Here is a 16,884-nt window from a genome sequence, read left to right on the forward strand (position 1 = left end):
TCAATTAAGGTGATTGGTTTGTTATGGTCGTTTTAAAGAGACCCAACATTAGCGTGCATATTTTGGATCAGCAGCGGCAGTAAACAAGACGTCTGTTGATGAGTTCAATGCGGTCTCTGCCGAGTCTTGCAGCACACTAATAATAAAGCCAATAGCCACCACTTGTAGCGCAATATCATCAGGAATATTGAATAAACTGGCCGCCAAAGGAATGAGTAGTAATGAGCCACCAGCGACGCCAGAGGTGCCGCCAGCACTAATTGTAGCGACTATACTTAGTAGTAATGCTGAGCCAAAGGTCACTTCAATACCGAATGTATTCGCGGCTGCAAGGGTTAACACATTAATCGTAATCGCGGCACCTGCCATATTAATAGTGGCGCCTAATGGCAGGGTGACTGAATAAGTATTTTCATGTAACCCTAATTTGCTAGCAAGGTTCATATTGATAGGAATGTTGGCAGCAGAGCTACGGGTAAAAAACGCAGTAATACCAGATTCGCGTAAGCAGGTGAATACCAGTGGATAAGGGTTTTTACCCGTTTTTAAGTATACGAGGAGAGGGTTAGTCACCAAAGCAATAAACAACATACAGCCTATCAGTACTAGCAAAATTCGTGCATAGCCCAATAACGCAGCAAAGCCAGTATCAGCGACGGTATTGGCGACTAATCCCAAAATACCAAAAGGTGCTAGCGCGATGACCCATTTGACTACTTTTGAGATGGCATCTGCAATGTCATTGACAGTGCTGCGAGTCGTCTCGCCAGCTTGTCGTAGCGCAATACCAATAATAACGGCCCAAGCTAATATACCGATATAATTAGCATTGGCTAGGGCAGCAACTGGATTGGCGACGAGACTGAGTAATAAATTGTTCAATACTTCTTTTAAGTTTGCTGGCGGTACTTGCTCGATGGTCGCATTCACTAACGTCAATTCGGTTGGGAATAAAAAGCTGGCACCAACAGCGACCAAAGCGGCTATAAAAGTGCCTATCAGATATAAAAACAGCACCGGTTTTACATAGACCTTATTACCGCTACGATGTTGGCAGATAGCAGCCATCACTAAGAAAAACACCAATATAGGGGCAACGGCTTTTAGGGCACCTACGAACAGAGTCCCCAAAATACCTAAGGCAATACCCACACTTGGCGCCAGCCATCCTATCAAAGTACCTAGTATTAAACCGATAACAATCAGCGTTACCAATCCGATTCGTTGGTACATCGCTATTAATGAATGCATTTTTACCCCTTTAGTCCATTTGGAAATAAATATTAGCTTAACAACCGAAGGATGTTAGCATTTTTTGTGATAAGCGCCTACTGACAGATTTTATAAGGCAGTAGGCAATAACGTACTTATAAGCCTCTAAGAATTTTAAAAGTCAAAATTTAAGCACAAAAAAACGCCATGACTGGCGTTTGATTTTGTAATAGAAGATTAAACTTTGAAATGGGTAAGCTCATACCCTAATTGCTGGTAGTGCTTATATTTAGCGCGTCCTGCCTCAGTGCTGACTGCATCAGGTTTGATAAGCTCTAAAATACGAGTTGGCAATGTATTGCTGGTAGCATTTATAAAGTCATTAACGGGACGTATCGTAGTATTGAGTACGATCCCTTTAAAATCGGCTGGCATATAGCTGGCAAGCAACACTGGTGCTAATAATTGATTATTAATATCAGTATGAACACCGTCAATATCAGCGCTTTCAGGATTAGAATCTAAAAGGCGTTGATGCGGTATAAAGCTCGTATCGTCTTGTGACCAAAGGGCTTGATCAAGCGTCGACAGCAATGCATCGTCTTTTTCGATAAGAATCAATAACGACTGGCTGCTCTTGTTGAGCGCCGTCTGGGCCAGCTGACAAATAAAGCCCAAGAAATCTTGAGCTTTATTCTCAGTTAATACATAAAAGCTAACTTTCATAGAGTGGTTTTCATTGAGTAATGATTCATCAATAGATTATGCCATATTTGCACTATTTTTTAGGTATTGCATGAATAATGGCACAGGACGACCAGTCGCGGCTTTGTCTTGACCTGAAATCCATGCCGTACCAGCGATGTCTAAATGCGCCCATGCTTGACCTTCTTCGATGAAGCGCGATAAGAAACAGGCAGCAGTCACAGCGCCAGCACCTTTACCACCGATATTTTGAATATCAGCAATAGGCGAGTCAATCTGCGCTTGATATTCGTCATCCATTGGCATGTGCCAGATTAGATCGCCTGATAGGTTACTGGCGTTTTCTAAGTCAAACAACACATCTTCGTCATTACTAAAGACTGCCGAGCGTACATGACCCAACGCGACCACACAAGCACCAGTCAAGGTTGCGACATCAATGATGGCTTTTGGCTGATAATACTTCTGCACGTAGCATAAGGTATCGCACAATACCAAACGACCTTCAGCATCGGTATTTAGAATTTCAACGGACTTACCATTCATTGCTATGATGATATCGCCAGGGCGCGTTGCCTCTCCTGATGGCATATTTTCAGCACAAGCTAGTGCACCGACGACATTAATCGGCAGACGCGCTTCACATAATGCTTTTAGGGTACCGAGTACCGCAGCAGAGCCACCCATATCAAATTTCATCTCATCCATCGCCGCACCCGGTTTGATTGAGATACCACCTGAATCGAAGGTCACGCCTTTACCAACAAGCACGATAGGGGCATTATCGTGTGCACTTTGGGCATTGTCTTCGCTATTCTGTTCAGCATTTTTAGCGGCTTTTTTGCTAGCAGCTTTGGTTGGTAATTTATCAGCCAAGGCTTTGAGACCGCCAGCTACTTTTGCGCTGTTGGTAATGGTTTTGTTAGTATCACCATCAGTATTGACGCTAAAATTAGACTTGCCGCGATACTCCATGAGTACCAACTTACCTTCTTTGGTTGAGCCTTGCGCGACCGATAAGAAGCAGTTCATACCCAGTGCTGACATCTCGTCTTCGCCAAGTACCGTTACTTTTAAGAGGTCAGGATAAGTGGCTGCCAATTCCTGTGCTTGCTCAGCCATATACGCTGGGAAACAGATATTACCCGGCTCATTGGCGACATCACGGGTCAAGCTTTGACCAGTAAAGACCGCTTGTGCAAAGTCTAACGAATCTTCTAAAGACGACTCTGCCAATAAGTAGATATCCGTTAAAACAGGCGTTTGCTGCTCAGATTTGTACTTGTCAAAACGATAGCTTGCTGCCAGTAGGCTCAGCGCAAATTGGCTAAACTGGTTTTCCTCTAAGCTATCACCTAACGCCACAGTGATAGAGTCGACGCGTTTTTGAGTGCTCTTATAAATGGTATTGGCAATTTTTTCTAGAACGCTATGACGCAATTTATCAACATTACCCACACCGACCAATAATAGCTGTACTGGATTTTCTTTGGCGGTTTTCTTATCACCCGCTAGCGCATAGTCAGCAACCGTTTCACAAGCTTTGCCGTTAAAGTGTGATACTTCAATCAATTGTTCAATACGGGTTTGATAATCGCTCAATACTGACTCAGCTAAGATGTTTTTCTTATCATCGATTAAGACGACAAGGCAGGCCGCGTCTTTACTTTTGGCTTCTTTTTTGAGAATTTTTTGCGTATGAGTTTTTGGCAGTGTTTGGGTTAATTTAATATTCATATATTTATCCTTATTGGGGTTATGACATTATAGTTATGACGTTAACGCTATGAAAATGGCAGATTTTTTTAATTGCTGATACCTGTTAAATTATCAGATTGTTTGGCCAATCAAGCAATCGCAATAGTGTAGCATATTGCGAGGTGAGTGCGCAGTGAGCAAGGTTTAGGTCATGGGTTTGAACCATTTATTAGATATTAACTAACTCATCGGTTGCTACTAAAGCGGCAAATCTATCTTGCAGTGCTGCCATCGCGGTAGCATGCATGATATCAGCGCTGATTTTCTCTTTTTTATAGTCAGGCAGGTCGCGAGTGGCACAAGCATCATGGCAAACAAAACTGTCAAAGCCTAAATCAAAGGCGGCTCTCACGCTTGAGCTAACACACATATGACTCATAAAGCCTGCAAAAATAATTTGCTGTTTTTGCGCAGCTGAAATAAGCGCTCGAAGCTGGGTATCATGAAACGCATTGGGATTTTTTTTGACGATGACGGTTTCGCTATCCTTTGGTTGTAATTCAGCGATAATCTCGACGTTAGATGATAAGGGGTCAAAAACGTTGCCATTATCTGCGCCGTGATGGGCGATATGAAAGATAGGGACGTTCTGTTTACGAGCTTTGTCTAGCAATAGACGCGCATTTGTAATGGCGTTCGTACCAGCTTGCCCCAATGGCATCGCACCATCGACATATTCGTTTTGATAGTCAATAAAAACCACGGCGCAATTTGACCAATCGAGCGTATCAAATTGACCGCCAGCAAGTTCAAGTAAAGTAGAAGGGGTAGAACCGAGTTTATTTGTCATTAATATTCTCCATTGGGCGAGATAATTAGGAATTTTTAGTTTTCTCAGTTTAACAAGTAATCCTAATGGTGCGAGGGCAGTGATACGAATGACACACAAAGGTTTCCAAATGACATCAAGTAAAAGCGTTATGCAAAGACTTAATAAAAAGGCTTTTTAGATAAGACAAACTAATGAGTTAAATTCTAATTGTTCTTTTCATATCTTATCTATTATTAGTGAGCCATACAGCGTTATAGCAAGAGGGGTGCAATATTTGCAAACACATTTCACAGCCATTTTTGAGCAAAATATGCTAGGATTAGCGGTTATCTTTACCGCTAATTTTTACAGCATGTCGCTAACCCGTCTCGCAGATATTTTCATATCTTTTGCCGTTGCTTTTAGGGCTGTTTAAGTATCTGATTGAGCAGCACGGTCTTGTATTTCTATTGTTCAGTTATCGGTATCCGCTATTGTATTTAGAGCTATCCATAATTGTCAGTGTTTGCCAATAAAGCTGCGATAAATCGTGCGACTATCAACCTTTTTAAAAGAGTGCCCATTGTGATATTACGCCGCTATATTACTCAACAAGTTGCCTCAACGACCGCATTGGTTTTGGGGTTTTTAGTGGTGATGATGCTGGGCGGTCGTTTGATCCGTTACTTTGGTATTGCCGCAGAAGGCAATTTAGATATCAGCTTATTATTTACCATCATTGGTTATAATTTGCCCTACTTTTTAGAGCTTATCCTGCCATTGGCATTTTTTATCGCTCTCATGCTGGTATTCGGGCGGCTGTATGTCGATCAAGAAATGGCAGTGATTAATGCCAGTGGGGTGTCGCGTGGTAAACTTGCCCGTTTGATGACGCCGTTAATATTGGCATTGTTCGTTGGAGAAGCGGCTTTATCTATCGTTGGTAAACCGTGGGGCGTACGCTCATCGGAAAGTGTCTGGCAACAGCAAGCATTGACCAGCGCTTTTGATTTAATTCGTCCCAATGAATTTATTAGTAGTGGCAATTATCATTTGTATGTGGGCAGCTTGAGCGATGATAAAAAGCAATTGCAAGATGTGATATTGATTCAATCTGAGCCTGAAAAAAAGGGCAGTGCCGCTAAAAACAACACTGCTAAAGAGGCTGCCGTCGATGTTAAAAACACCATCGATCCAGAAACAGCTGAGCAATTAAATATTTCAGATATGCCAAATATGCCAACGGCGATTACTAATAATACCAACATCAGCAAAGATACTATTACGTTGGCTAAGCGTGCCGAGCAAGTAGACACGGGTAATAGCGGTGTGACCCAATTGGACTTGTTCCAAGGGCGGCGTTATGAAGTCGGTGCTGGCAGTCTGAAATACAATCAAGTGGGCTTTGATCGTTACCGCATTACTTTGACCGAATCCTCAAAAGAAGTCATCACCGAAGATAATATCGAAACGCAAGCGATTGGACCATTATGGCAAGCCGCGTCGGGTGGTACAGCAAGTAGTGGCAACTCGCTGCGTGTGGCACAAAGTGAGCTTGGCTATCGTTTGGCATTGCCGTGGTTGATGATCATTGCACCAATGCTCGCTGTACCACTGGCGCAAGTACGTCCGCGTCAAGGTCGCTGGTTGCGCCTATTCCCTTCTATTTTATTGTTTGTCAGTTGTGCGCTGGGTATTATTTCACTCAAAAATGCTGTTAGCAAAGGCAGTGTGAGCGTTTGGGCATATGCTTGGCTCATTTTAGGGTTTATGGCATTGGCGCTTTATATGAATTGGGGCAGCCGTGTGCAGCATCGACTACGCTTTCGCAAACCGAAGAACACGCCTTTAACGGTTGCCGATCATCAGAGCAGTGGCTCACAAGGAGGGCAGTCCTAATGAGTGTCTTATCTTCTAAACCATCTAATCCTGACTCGCAAAACGCTCATGCTAAGTACGCTCGCAAACCTGCCAAACTAAAAGTGCTGAGCCGTTACGTCAAGCTGAACGCTTTGCTCGCAATCGTCGGAGCTGTCATAGGCTTGTGGGCATTACAGCTGGTATTCTCTTATTTGTCTGAGCTGGATTCGTTAGATGATAGCTATACGATGGGCGAGGCGATTAAGTATATTTTTTATCGCTCGCCTTATTTTTTAGAGCAATTTATTCCCACTGGCGCATTGCTAGGTGCAGTGGTCGGCTTGGGCTTGCTTGCCAATAAAAGTGAGCTGGTCGTGATGCGTGCCGCTGGCGTCAGCGTTTATCGTATCGTCGGTTGGGTATTGCAGCCTGCTTTGATTTTTGTGTTGCTCGCATTGATTATCAATCAGTTCGTGCTGCCGCACTCTAATCAATTGGCAAAAGAAATCAACGACGAAGACAGCAGTTCATTGGTCACATCGGTACGCGGTTATTGGACGTTGCAGCCACGCTTTGAGAGTACAAAAGACGGCAGTGCCAAGCCAGATGGTAGCGATATTTTGTATATCGATTATGCTGATGTGCAAGGTAATATCGGCGAAGTTAAACGCTGGCATTTAGACAATAATGGCAATCTGCAAACGGCCATTCACGCTGAGGGTGGTAAATATATTGGTCGTGAACCTGTTAATCCTGCCAGCAGCAAACCGAGCGAGCAATATCGCTATGAGTGGCAGCTGAACAACATGACCAAGCTGATGATTAACCAAGGCTTTGAGAGTAGCCAAGCCATCTCACCGTCAGATACCTTAAGCCTGCCCTTTGCCCCTGAATCGGTATATCTGCTTACCCGTAAGGCAGAGGATTTATCATTGACTCAGCTGTATGAGCATCGTCAATTTATGCGCCAACAAGGCACACGCTCGTTAAGTCATGAGCTGGCTTTTTGGCAAAAACTGCTCTCACCGCTATCGATTTTATCGCTGGTGATTGTTGCCTGCTCATTCGTCTTTGGCTCACTGCGGACGCATAGCTTAGGCTTGCGTATCGTCGTAGCATTATTGTTTGGCTTGCTGTTTAGTTATGTGCAAGACTTGGTTGGCTTTGTCTCATTGGCGACTGGATTTTCGCCATTATTAATGGTGATATTACCGATTATCGCCAGTGCGATATTGGGTGGCTATTTGCTCAAACGGCAGATGTAATTTTAGAAATTTAGCCATAAAAAAAGCCCGCTAGATCATGACGATTTAGCGGGCTTTTTGTTTACGCAGCTTTTAATACATAAGCTTTTAAAGCTTAGTCTTTGGTCGCCATGGTAATGGTATAAGTTTTACCTTGTTTGATCTTTTCGCTGTTGCCAAACACTTCGGTAAACGAGCGCTTCATAAACTGACGCAAGCCATTGATCGTCACCACGTAAAAACGCCCACCTTTACGCATGCGTGCATAAGCATCGAGGAAATACAGATAATGCTGCTCCTTACCTACTTTGGCTGGTAAGTTCGACATCACAAGGCTAAAGTCTTTGTCTTTTGCTACGTGATTGAAGCCATTTGATAAATGCACATCGACGTTTTTTAGACCGTTTTTCTCACAATTTAGGCGTGCATATTCTACCGCCATAAAATCTTTATCAATCAAAGTATGCAGGCCGTTTGGACATTCACGCGCTGCCGTCATACCGAGTACGCCATAGCCACAGCCCAAATCGATCGAGTCGTCATCCGCTTCAAAATCAATATAATCAAGCAGCATCAAGCTACCATCATCTAGCTTTTGCGGTGAAAAAATCCCCCACGTGGTCGCAAAATCAAATGGCTTACCCAGTACGTCTTGGCGAAAATTAATGTCTTCGCGCCAATGTTGGGCGTTTTTTAATAGGTCAGCAGGTGGTCTATGGCTCATGAGATTCTCGGATAATAGATAAGTAAAAGGCGGTGCGTTGCTCAGTTATGCAGCGTGCACATCATACGCGTATTGTAGCGAGAAAAGGGTAGGTTTGCAGCATGCTATTGTGGGAATTATATGGAAGCCATCACCTGCAACAGCATAGCATTACTATCAGGGCGAAAAATTAGCTTGATTCAGGTATTCTTGTTGAACTGTAATAGTAAAAATATAGAGAAATTCAGGGTGCACCCATCGCATTTTAGATAAGTTAATGTCTAGCATCAGTGTGTATTTTACAAGAACCAATATAAGATATAATTGTAAAACCGCACAAAAATAGGGTTTTATACATACCCCAAGGAAGATTTTAAATATGTCGGAATCTTACCTTAGAACACATTAAAGGGATGCACTATGAAAAAAATATTTCTAGTTTTTTTACTATTAAGCCAAGTTAATCCAGCATATTCATATAGTGATGGTGAATTAAGCGAAAGAATTAAGGCATTAAACTATACCTTTATGCTTCAGTCTAGCAACTTTTTTAGCGAGGTTGATAAGCTGAATAATTTAGCAGAAAATCCTGATGCAAATCCAGATAATCTTTATATGCTGTATATAACATCTTCCCAGTCACTATGCATATCAGTACTATCTTTAGAAAAGACTCAGAGTCTTATTCAAGAGAACTCATATGACATAGAAGATATTTTAACGAGGGGTGATATAAAAAATATCAACGATACAGCAGATATATTCAATAGATATTTAGAGGAGTTTGAGTTAGATCATCAACAGTGTAAAGACATGGTGCCAAGCGCTTATCAATCTATTATTAATACTTAAAGTAATAATAATAGAATCACGGTAGATAATGCATTAATTCACCACATACTTATTTGGTTCAAATGATAGATTATGCTATGACTACTCTTCCTGCTAGATTTTTTTAAGTTTAGCCTTGGTCTATGCCACTATTTAAAAGATTGGCTAGACTGAATATTTGCAGTTTGGTTTCAATCAGCTGAAGCTTAGATATGGTTTTTCAAATATTATATAGACAATCCCCTTCAAGGGATTGTCTCTTGCGAACCTAACGAAGCAGTGCTTCGTTTTAACGATTTTCACCCACGCGGATGATGCTCAGCATGCAATTTCTGCAGTCTCGCGGTCGCTACATGGGTATAAATTTGCGTGGTGGACAAATCACTATGTCCTAATAGTAACTGTACGCTACGCAAGTCTGCGCCATGATTCAGTAGATGGGTGGCAAAAGCATGACGTAGGGTATGCGGTGATAGTTCTTTATCGATACTGGCAACTTTGGCGTATTTCTTAAGCAAATACCAAAAGTTCTGCCGTGTCATATAGCCACCTTGCGCGGTCAAAAATACCGCTTGGCAATTTCCTGATTTCAAATGTGCAATTAAATCACCACGAGCATGCGTTAGATAATCTTCTAGCGCATCACTGGCATATTCGCCGAGTGGTACTAAGCGCGTTTTATTCCCTTTGCCCGTGATTTGCAGCCAGCCAGCGTTTAGATTCACTTGCTCTAGTGAGAGGTTAATCAATTCGCTCACCCTTAGACCGCAGGCGTATAGCACCTCTAACATGGCTTTATCACGCAGTCCGAGCGCGGTGCTGGTATCGGGTGCGGCAAGCAAATTATCGACATCAGCTTCGGCTAAGTCTTTTGGTAACGGTCGTCCTAGCTTTGGGCTTTTGATACGCTCGCAAGGATTGTCTTCACGCAGATTACTGGCAATCATCCACAGATAAAACTGACGCAAGCTTGAGAGCATGCGTGCCTGAGTACGTGGGGTTTTGCCTTCTTGAGTAAGGGTTGATAAGCAGTGCAGCACGTCATCAGGCTGCCAGCGTGTCAGGGCAATAGGATTGGTCAGCTCGCAAGAGCGCAGGTCGCGGACATAAGCATTACGAGTACGCGTCGCTAGACCACGTGCCAGCATGGCTTGGCGAAACTCAGTCACATAACTAGGTTCGTCATCTACTGCCAGCGCCTTAGGTTGGCGCTGTTGCACGGCACGATCACGGCTCATAACTCAGTACTCGGTGGGTGAATGTTAGATAAGCGTTAGACACCATAACGAGGTAACTTCAGCACTGCGAGCGACATATAGAGGATCCGTATCATCTTGGCTGCGACCATGCTTAGGTTGGGTGTCCAGACGATATTTTACGGCCAATCCAGCATCGGCAAACAAGCTTAGTAACTCATCACGGGTGCGCAGTTGCAGGTGCTCAGCTAAGTCCGACATGATCAACCAAAGCTCTCCGTGCTTAGCTAAGTGCTGTTTGGCACCTTGTAGAACGCCACGTAGCATCGCGCTCTTGGCATCATAGACGGCGTACTCAAGAGACGAGCTTGGCTTAGCAGGTAACCAAGGCGGATTACAGACAATCAGATTGGCGAGTGGTGCATCAGTCGGATACAAATCGGCTTGCTGCAGTTGTACGGCAGGTAATTCTAAGCGTGTAAAGTTCTCATTGGCACAGGCCAAAGCACGTGGATTCAAATCCGTTGCGATCACTTGTGGAACACCGCGCTGCGCTAAGATAATAGCCAGCAATCCCGTTCCGGTACCGATGTCATAGGCGACATCATGGCTCGCTGGTAGCGGTGCATCGAGCAATAGCTGTACATACTCATGACGGGTTGGTGCAAAGACGCCATAATGCGGGAAAATTGATAAGCCTAAGCTGTCTATTGGGACACCTTTTTCGCGCCATCCTGCTGCGCCAAGTGCGCCTTGCAAGTCACGAAACGACAACACACAAGACTCATCCATCGCCTTATCTAACGGGCCAAAAGCGGCTGTGCAGGCTGCACTGACATCGGGCGCGCGGCGTAGCTGGCTGACATAATTGGCATCGAGCTCTAGTAGCAAACGGCTCAATATGCGCGAACGCTGGGCTTGCAGTTGGCGCTGCTGATGAAATAGATTGGGTATTTCTTTAGAGTTGCTTGAATCAGGTTCTATTGTAGATTTAGCCGCTTTTTTTGCTTTTCGCAGCTCAGAGCGCTCATTGGTACGATCTATGCGACGACCGAGCGCTTGTAGCAACTGGCGTGCATTATGAAAATCACCGCGCCATAGCAGTGAGCTGCCTTCGCACGCCAAGCGGTAAGCATCATCTGCGGTCGTTGTATCATCGACCAATACAATGCGCGCAGGTGGCATATGATTGCTTTCAGACAACCAAAGCGCATTGCGTAGAGTTTCGTTTTCTTGCCATTGTACATACTGCTTTTCTGTTTGTAACACGTAATAGCCTACCTTCTGTGAATGATAGTTTGCTTAGAATGCAAAGATATCTTTATATTGTTTATTGCGCTGTCATTGTTTTACTGTGATTAATGCCTTGCTGTGATCAATGCTTTGATGCGTTAACCTGAGTACATTTAAGCGCTTTTTTTCTTAACCAGATAACGATAAAGCGTGGCGCTGATTGGTGCATCCTCATCGCCAGCGACCATTATTTCATCGGGATCGACGTTTAGATTTACATTTTCAGCAAGCGTTTCTTGCTGCACAAGCTCATGTCCCAAATGACGACAAAAATTAGGAATGTCACGAGTGGTGGCTGGGTCGGTGGCGAGTATTTCAATCACCTCGCCAGCATCAGCGTTACGCATGGTTCGATGCAGCATCATGACTGGCTCAGGGCAAATCAGCCCTTGAGTGTCTAAATGATGATTGATCGTCGTTTGTATGGTAGAAGTGCTCATAATAGTCATTTAAATCGATAGTATAAGGTAAAAGTTTTTTGCGTCATTTATAAGTATGCTTTACGCTTCTTCAGCGATGTCAGTGTCTTTTTTTGCTTCTAGAAAATTAAAAAAGCGTTTAAAGCTCACTTTAAATAAAAACGCCACACCTAGCCAACAAGATAAGCCTAACCAGGCGGTATCAGCGAATAATAAGCCACCAACCAATATGATGGTCGATACGCCAATGCTCATGGCAATCATCGACGCTTGGTTTAAGCGATAACGATAAATCACCAGCGCATCATAAATAGTAATAGGAATCGTAAGCGCAACCAAGGCATAAGGCAAGTTATAGAAAAGTTGATAAAGCAGTTGATTGTCATGAAAGGCTTTGATACTGGCAATGGTGCCAAAGACCATAAAGGCGAGAATAGCGGCATAAATGAGATAAATCGCTATTTGATTCGCTCGCTGTGCGCCTTTGATACGGGCGATGGCAAGCGGCGTAAAACCATGTTGCGATTTGTTTTGCAGGGAGTGGTCTGAGACAGTGGTCATAATAATCAGGTATTTATCCGTGTAGAGTGACGATATGTCAGAATTGGCAGTGTTTTAATTAAGAGTGCTTTAACAGCAGGTTTATCGCTGATTTAATCGGCTTTGATAGCGTCGATGGCGATACTGCTACTGGGGTCAGCGAAATAAGTCGACATCAAAATGCAGGCAGAGATGTCGTCAATTGGGTCGCGTTCATGCTTAATCCAACCATTATCCCACGCGATCTCACGCGCTGCCACTGAGGTTAGGCGCTCATCACACAGGCTCACGACCACTGGTAGATGCTGTTCCATGACTCTATGTGCTAGACGACGAGCGAATTTGTGCGCACGCTTAGACAGCATTGAGCTGCTGCCATCCATATTAAGTGGCAACCCAACCACCACTTTTGCCACGCCCCAGACTTTGATAATACCGAGCAGATTGTCCCAATCAGGCTGACCATTATTCATCGCTAAAATATCAAAGGCACGCGCAGTCTCGGTAATGGTATTACCCAGCGCCATACCCATCTTTTTTACCCCGTAATCGAGCGCCAAAATAAGATGAGGCTTAATAGCGGGTTCCGCCACAGTAGTGTCAGCAGTTTCGATTTTAATGCTCGTATCAGACTCTACCATCATTATGCATACTTCCTATTTCTATTGGGCGTGATTCATTTAGCTTAACGGCTTTAATTTAAATGCAGCTTTAGTTTAAATGGATAATTTAACAATCATAACCAATCATTAAGCATGACCAATATCACTACTAAGGTAATCAAAGTTCACCCCAATCTTATCCGCGGCAATTTGCCAGCGTTCTTCGAATGGCGTATCAAACAATAAATTCAGGTCAGCAGGACAGACCAGCCAATCGCCATTATTAAGTTCTTGATCGAGCTGTTTTTTACCCCAGCTGGCATGACCCAAGCACAGCTGATAGTGACCAACGCCTTGACCTGCGGCGATACGCTTAAGGATATCTTGACTGGTGGTAATACAGACGTTTTCTGAGATTGCAAAAGACGATGCCCATTCTGGTTGACCCGTATGCAGCACAAAGCCAACCTCTGGATACATCGGGCCACCCTCTAATGCCACATCTTCCATCACTTGCGCATCCGTCACCTCAATGTCTAAATCTTCTAGCAGTTTGCCCACACGTGCCTGCTCTAATGGACGATTGACCATCAGACCGAGTGCGCCATGTTTATCATGACGGCAAATATAGATCAGCGCCTGCTCAAACCTTGGGTCTGACAGTTCTGGTGCCGCGATTAAAAAATGATGGGTCAAATTGGCTTTAGACATAGAGACAAACGCACCCTAATATTGAAGGTAAAATAACAGAAATGACACACCACTATATGGCGATACTGAGGTGAAAATCAACCAAAGCAAATATTTAGCAGTGATGAGACACAGCGCTGCACAACTGGTTGATGAATGACCAAGCTTTTATTTCACATCGGTCAATAAACTACGTGCATGGTCGCGAGTGACGTCAGTGATGATCACACCGCCAGACATGCGTGCCAGCTCGTCGACTTGCGCACTATCAGTCAGTATTAATAGCTCGCTTTCGGTCTGCTCGTCATGATGTTTTTGTACTAGGATATGTTGATGCGCTTGCGCCGCGACTTGTGCTTGGTGAGTAATGGCCAGTAGCTGCTGCGTCTGCCCAAGTGCGCGCAGTAGCTCACCGACCACTTGCGCCGTACCGCCACTGATACCGACATCGACTTCATCAAATACCAGCATAGGTTTTGCGGCATTATTATCGGCATTGGTCGCTTGCAGTACTTGCATCACCAGTGCCATTCGTGACAGCTCACCGCCTGAGGCAATCTTATGTAGCGGCTGCATCGGCATACCGACATTGGCGCTAAATAATAAATCAATATCATAGCAACCTTGTGCATTATAGTGGCTCGGCTCGATCTTCTTGGTAAAGACAAACTCGCAGCGGGCATTGGGTAGCGCAAGCGGTTGTAGTTGCTGCATTAATTGTTTGCTGACGATCGGCGCGGCTTTCGAGCGCTCTTTATTTAACTGAGTGGCGAATGCAAGATAGTCTTGCCAAGCCTGTTCAATTTGCGCTGCCATCACATCACTGCTTGGCTCGTTTTCTAGCTGCTCTAATTGCGCTTCCCAGCCCTTTGCTTCATCGATTAAGTCGCTTGTTGGTAAGCTATGTTTACGTGATAAGCGATGTCCTAAGCTGATAAGACTGTCTAGTGTCTGCAAGCGCTCAGGATCAGGCAGCTGTTGCTCTGCATAATCTGATAGTAATCCTGTCACTTCAGTGATTTGTTGCTGTGCTAAATGTAGTTGCTCGGAGGCTTGCTCAAAGGTTTGACTGACACTCATTTGGTTATCACAAAGCTTAATCGCCTGCCCAAGCAAGGTCATCACATCTGGCTCATCCGTGTCATTGTCGAGCAGATGCAAGCCATGACTGGCCTCTATCATGAGGGCTTCGATATTAGACAGCTCTTCGTGCTCTGCTTCAACTTCTGCATAATCAACCGCCAATAACGGCGCAATATCAGCAAGTTGGCTTTGCAATAGTTGAATACGGTCTTGGCGCTGAGCCTCACGGCTCGCAATATCGTCAGCACGGCGTTTGAGCTGCTGGTAAGATTGATAGCTACTGGCAGTTTGTATGGCTAATGGCGTGATTTGTGCCATCTCATCGAGCCATTGCACCACAAACTGCGGCTTGAGGAGCGCTTGCTGAGCATGTTGGCTATGAATATTAACCAGTAACGTACCGAGGTTTTTAAGTTCAGCCAAACTGACTGGCGTGCCATTCAACCAAGCTTTTGAGCGTCCGGTATTGCTGAGCTGACGACGAATGAGGACTTCGGGTTCTTCTAATGGTCGATCATTTTTAGCGAACCACTCAGCGATGACGGTATTGTTTTCTACGTCAAACTGCGCATAAATATCGGCTTGCGCCGCCCCGTGTCTGACCATCGCACTGTCTGCGCGCTCACCAACACATAAAGACAGCGCATCCAATAATAATGACTTGCCAGCACCGGTCTCACCAGTGATGACATTGAAGCCTTCAGCCACACTCAGCTCATGCCGAGCGATCAACGCAAACTGATGTAAAGTTAATGATACTAGCATCAACGCCTCTCATGACAGACAATAGACTTCATATACATCTTAAGAAGCCATATATAAAATAGGGTAGATAAGGGAATGAAATTATTCATTTAACCGTGTTAATGAGATAAATATTATAGGCAAATAGTATGGTGTTAAACGCGCTTAAATACAAACTTTCAAGTGATGTATAATAGATTTTATTATTGGAAGATTACCATAAAACTGTCAAAAACTGGCTATGAGTCATCATCATAATATTCACAATATCAATCATTAAGATGATTAAGCCTGTCAAAATGATGGCTGTATATAGTCAATCTTAGATAAAACCGATACAATCCTATTAATAATTGCATTTAGTGAAATAAACGATGACCTATTCAATCGACTATCGCAAACAAGTACTGCGTAGCATTAAAGACGGCATGACCATTCGAGAAGCAGCTAACTTTTATCAGCTTAGCACAAGCTCGATTCACAGCTGGCAGCAGAGCTTAGCTCCTAAAACCACCAGAAATAAAGCACCGACTAAAATATCAAATCAAGCCTTATTGAAAGATATTGAGCAGCATCCAGACGATTATATGTACGAGCGAGCACGGCGTTTAGGCTGTAGTAAATCAGGTATAGAAGCCGCATTAAAACGTCTTGGTATCAGTCAAAAAAAAGACCTTAGAACATCCAAAAGCCTGTTTGATAAAAAGAGCTAAGTATCTCAATCATTTAAATGATTATATGACTCAAGGCTATCCCATCGTTTATATGGATGAAAGCGGTTTTGAAGCTGAAACTATCAGACCCTACGGATACTCACCGAGAGGCAAACCCTGTATCGACAGCTACAACTGGCAAGCAAAAAAGCGTACTAATGTCATCGGTGCTTTGTATAAAAAGATGCTATTTGCGCTTGATTACTTTGAACAAAATATCAACAGCCATATATTTTATGACTGGTGCAAGTTCACGCTAATTCCAAGTCTCAAGACCAAATGCGTGATCGTTATGGATAATGCCCGCTTTCATAAGAGCACGCGTATTCAAAAACTACTGAACAGGCACGGCCATCGTATTTTATCGCTGCCACCCTACAGTCCTGATCTAAATCCCATTGAGAAAAAATGGGCACAAGCTAAGTTCCTACGACAAGGGTGGATGGAGAATAATCTACCTGAACTATTTTATGATATGGGCTGTTCCAGTTTTATTTTGGACTGACTATACTAAGCATGGTTGCGGATTAAACTTATAAA

Annotated in this window: 17 protein-coding genes; 5 read left to right on the plus strand and 12 right to left on the minus strand. The window is 43.8% G+C overall.

From position 1 onward, the window contains the following. Window positions 1–48 precede the first annotated feature (48 nt). From sstT to ACP7AE_RS06255, 4 genes are all read right to left on the minus strand, one after another. Window positions 49–1,251 carry a serine/threonine transporter SstT gene (gene sstT / locus ACP7AE_RS06240; protein WP_426242012.1) on the minus strand — a complete coding sequence of 401 codons (1,203 nt, stop codon included), beginning with the start codon at window positions 1,249–1,251 and terminating at the stop codon, window positions 49–51. A 198-nt stretch (window positions 1,252–1,449) separates the two neighbouring features. Then, window positions 1,450–1,938, minus strand: a complete 489-nt coding sequence (locus tag ACP7AE_RS06245; RefSeq protein WP_426242014.1) for a DNA polymerase III subunit chi — start codon at window positions 1,936–1,938, stop codon at window positions 1,450–1,452. A gap of 36 nt (window positions 1,939–1,974) precedes the next feature. Next, on the minus strand, window positions 1,975–3,654 hold the full coding sequence (locus ACP7AE_RS06250; protein ID WP_426242016.1) for a leucyl aminopeptidase: 1,680 nt from the start codon (window positions 3,652–3,654) through the stop codon (window positions 1,975–1,977). Between the two features lie 190 nt (window positions 3,655–3,844). Next, window positions 3,845–4,465: a cysteine hydrolase family protein gene (locus ACP7AE_RS06255; RefSeq protein ID WP_426242018.1), complete on the minus strand. Its 621-nt coding sequence runs from the start codon at window positions 4,463–4,465 to the stop codon at window positions 3,845–3,847. 546 nt (window positions 4,466–5,011) lie between these two features. Here ACP7AE_RS06255 and ACP7AE_RS06260 point away from each other — a divergent pair. Further along, window positions 5,012–6,325, plus strand: coding sequence for an LPS export ABC transporter permease LptF (locus ACP7AE_RS06260; protein ID WP_426242020.1), 1,314 nt, complete (start codon window positions 5,012–5,014; stop codon window positions 6,323–6,325). After that, a complete protein-coding gene (lptG, locus tag ACP7AE_RS06265) occupies window positions 6,325–7,551 on the plus strand; it encodes an LPS export ABC transporter permease LptG (RefSeq protein ID WP_060490161.1) in 1,227 nt (408 codons plus the stop codon). The genes ACP7AE_RS06260 and lptG overlap by 1 nt, the downstream gene beginning before the upstream one ends. A gap of 94 nt (window positions 7,552–7,645) precedes the next feature. Here the strand turns inward: lptG and ACP7AE_RS06270 are convergent, their stop codons facing one another. Continuing rightward, window positions 7,646–8,254 carry a class I SAM-dependent methyltransferase gene (locus ACP7AE_RS06270; RefSeq protein WP_424517483.1) on the minus strand — a complete coding sequence of 203 codons (609 nt, stop codon included), beginning with the start codon at window positions 8,252–8,254 and terminating at the stop codon, window positions 7,646–7,648. A 399-nt stretch (window positions 8,255–8,653) separates the two neighbouring features. Here ACP7AE_RS06270 and ACP7AE_RS06275 point away from each other — a divergent pair, with 399 nt between their 5' ends. After that, a complete protein-coding gene (locus ACP7AE_RS06275; RefSeq protein ID WP_426242023.1) occupies window positions 8,654–9,085 on the plus strand; it encodes a hypothetical protein in 432 nt (143 codons plus the stop codon). A gap of 278 nt (window positions 9,086–9,363) precedes the next feature. Here ACP7AE_RS06275 and xerD read toward each other — a convergent pair whose 3' ends face one another. The 7 genes from xerD to recN all read right to left on the minus strand — a co-directional run bounded on the left by xerD (window position 9,364) and on the right by recN (window position 15,652). After that, on the minus strand, window positions 9,364–10,302 hold the full coding sequence (gene xerD / locus ACP7AE_RS06280) for a site-specific tyrosine recombinase XerD (RefSeq protein WP_055123707.1): 939 nt from the start codon (window positions 10,300–10,302) through the stop codon (window positions 9,364–9,366). A gap of 24 nt (window positions 10,303–10,326) precedes the next feature. Continuing rightward, entirely contained in the window at window positions 10,327–11,529 is a 1,203-nt protein-coding gene (locus ACP7AE_RS06285) for a methyltransferase (RefSeq protein ID WP_426242025.1), read from the minus strand. A 137-nt stretch (window positions 11,530–11,666) separates the two neighbouring features. Then, entirely contained in the window at window positions 11,667–11,993 is a 327-nt protein-coding gene (tusA, locus tag ACP7AE_RS06290) for a sulfurtransferase TusA (protein ID WP_426242027.1), read from the minus strand. A 60-nt stretch (window positions 11,994–12,053) separates the two neighbouring features. Beyond that, window positions 12,054–12,533, minus strand: a complete 480-nt coding sequence (locus tag ACP7AE_RS06295; RefSeq protein ID WP_426242029.1) for a hypothetical protein — start codon at window positions 12,531–12,533, stop codon at window positions 12,054–12,056. Between the two features lie 92 nt (window positions 12,534–12,625). Continuing rightward, complete coding sequence (ruvX, locus tag ACP7AE_RS06300) at window positions 12,626–13,153, minus strand: Holliday junction resolvase RuvX (RefSeq protein ID WP_055123746.1); 528 nt, start codon at window positions 13,151–13,153, stop codon at window positions 12,626–12,628. A gap of 108 nt (window positions 13,154–13,261) precedes the next feature. Continuing rightward, window positions 13,262–13,825 (minus strand): YqgE/AlgH family protein, encoded by a 564-nt coding sequence (locus tag ACP7AE_RS06305; protein WP_045443003.1) that lies wholly within the window; start codon window positions 13,823–13,825, stop codon window positions 13,262–13,264. Window positions 13,826–13,972: 147 nt separating this feature from the next. After that, window positions 13,973–15,652, minus strand: coding sequence for a DNA repair protein RecN (gene recN / locus ACP7AE_RS06310; protein ID WP_201539381.1), 1,680 nt, complete (start codon window positions 15,650–15,652; stop codon window positions 13,973–13,975). Between the two features lie 353 nt (window positions 15,653–16,005). On the opposite strand from recN, the gene ACP7AE_RS06315 reads away from it, so the two are divergent. Further along, window positions 16,006–16,344 carry an IS630 transposase-related protein gene (locus tag ACP7AE_RS06315; protein WP_227676266.1) on the plus strand — a complete coding sequence of 113 codons (339 nt, stop codon included), beginning with the start codon at window positions 16,006–16,008 and terminating at the stop codon, window positions 16,342–16,344. Next, entirely contained in the window at window positions 16,328–16,849 is a 522-nt protein-coding gene (locus ACP7AE_RS06320; RefSeq protein ID WP_265089306.1) for an IS630 family transposase, read from the plus strand. The genes ACP7AE_RS06315 and ACP7AE_RS06320 overlap by 17 nt, the downstream gene beginning before the upstream one ends. Window positions 16,850–16,884: the final 35 nt, after the last annotated feature.

Origin of the sequence: Psychrobacter sp. TWP2-1-2, from assembly GCF_049896785.1 — a bacterium.
Classification (GTDB): Bacteria; Pseudomonadota; Gammaproteobacteria; order Pseudomonadales; family Moraxellaceae; genus Psychrobacter.

Excerpts from the sequence above, each read along its gene's own strand:
- xerD (WP_055123707.1), bottom strand. The coding sequence starts at position 10,302 with ATGAGCCGTGATCGTGCCGTGCAACAGCGCCAACCTAAGGCGCTGGCA.
- ACP7AE_RS06250 (WP_426242016.1), bottom strand. The coding sequence starts at position 3,654 with ATGAATATTAAATTAACCCAAACACTGCCAAAAACTCATACGCAAAAA.
- ACP7AE_RS06270 (WP_424517483.1), bottom strand. The coding sequence starts at position 8,254 with ATGAGCCATAGACCACCTGCTGACCTATTAAAAAACGCCCAACATTGG.
- recN (WP_201539381.1), bottom strand. The coding sequence starts at position 15,652 with ATGCTAGTATCATTAACTTTACATCAGTTTGCGTTGATCGCTCGGCAT.
- ACP7AE_RS06295 (WP_426242029.1), bottom strand. The coding sequence starts at position 12,533 with ATGACCACTGTCTCAGACCACTCCCTGCAAAACAAATCGCAACATGGT.
- ACP7AE_RS06255 (WP_426242018.1), bottom strand. The coding sequence starts at position 4,465 with ATGACAAATAAACTCGGTTCTACCCCTTCTACTTTACTTGAACTTGCT.
- ruvX (WP_055123746.1), bottom strand. The coding sequence starts at position 13,153 with ATGGTAGAGTCTGATACGAGCATTAAAATCGAAACTGCTGACACTACT.
- ACP7AE_RS06315 (WP_227676266.1), top strand. The coding sequence starts at position 16,006 with ATGACCTATTCAATCGACTATCGCAAACAAGTACTGCGTAGCATTAAA.
- lptG (WP_060490161.1), top strand. The coding sequence starts at position 6,325 with ATGAGTGTCTTATCTTCTAAACCATCTAATCCTGACTCGCAAAACGCT.
- ACP7AE_RS06305 (WP_045443003.1), bottom strand. The coding sequence starts at position 13,825 with ATGTCTAAAGCCAATTTGACCCATCATTTTTTAATCGCGGCACCAGAA.
- tusA (WP_426242027.1), bottom strand. The coding sequence starts at position 11,993 with ATGAGCACTTCTACCATACAAACGACGATCAATCATCATTTAGACACT.
- ACP7AE_RS06245 (WP_426242014.1), bottom strand. The coding sequence starts at position 1,938 with ATGAAAGTTAGCTTTTATGTATTAACTGAGAATAAAGCTCAAGATTTC.
- ACP7AE_RS06275 (WP_426242023.1), top strand. The coding sequence starts at position 8,654 with ATGAAAAAAATATTTCTAGTTTTTTTACTATTAAGCCAAGTTAATCCA.
- sstT (WP_426242012.1), bottom strand. The coding sequence starts at position 1,251 with ATGCATTCATTAATAGCGATGTACCAACGAATCGGATTGGTAACGCTG.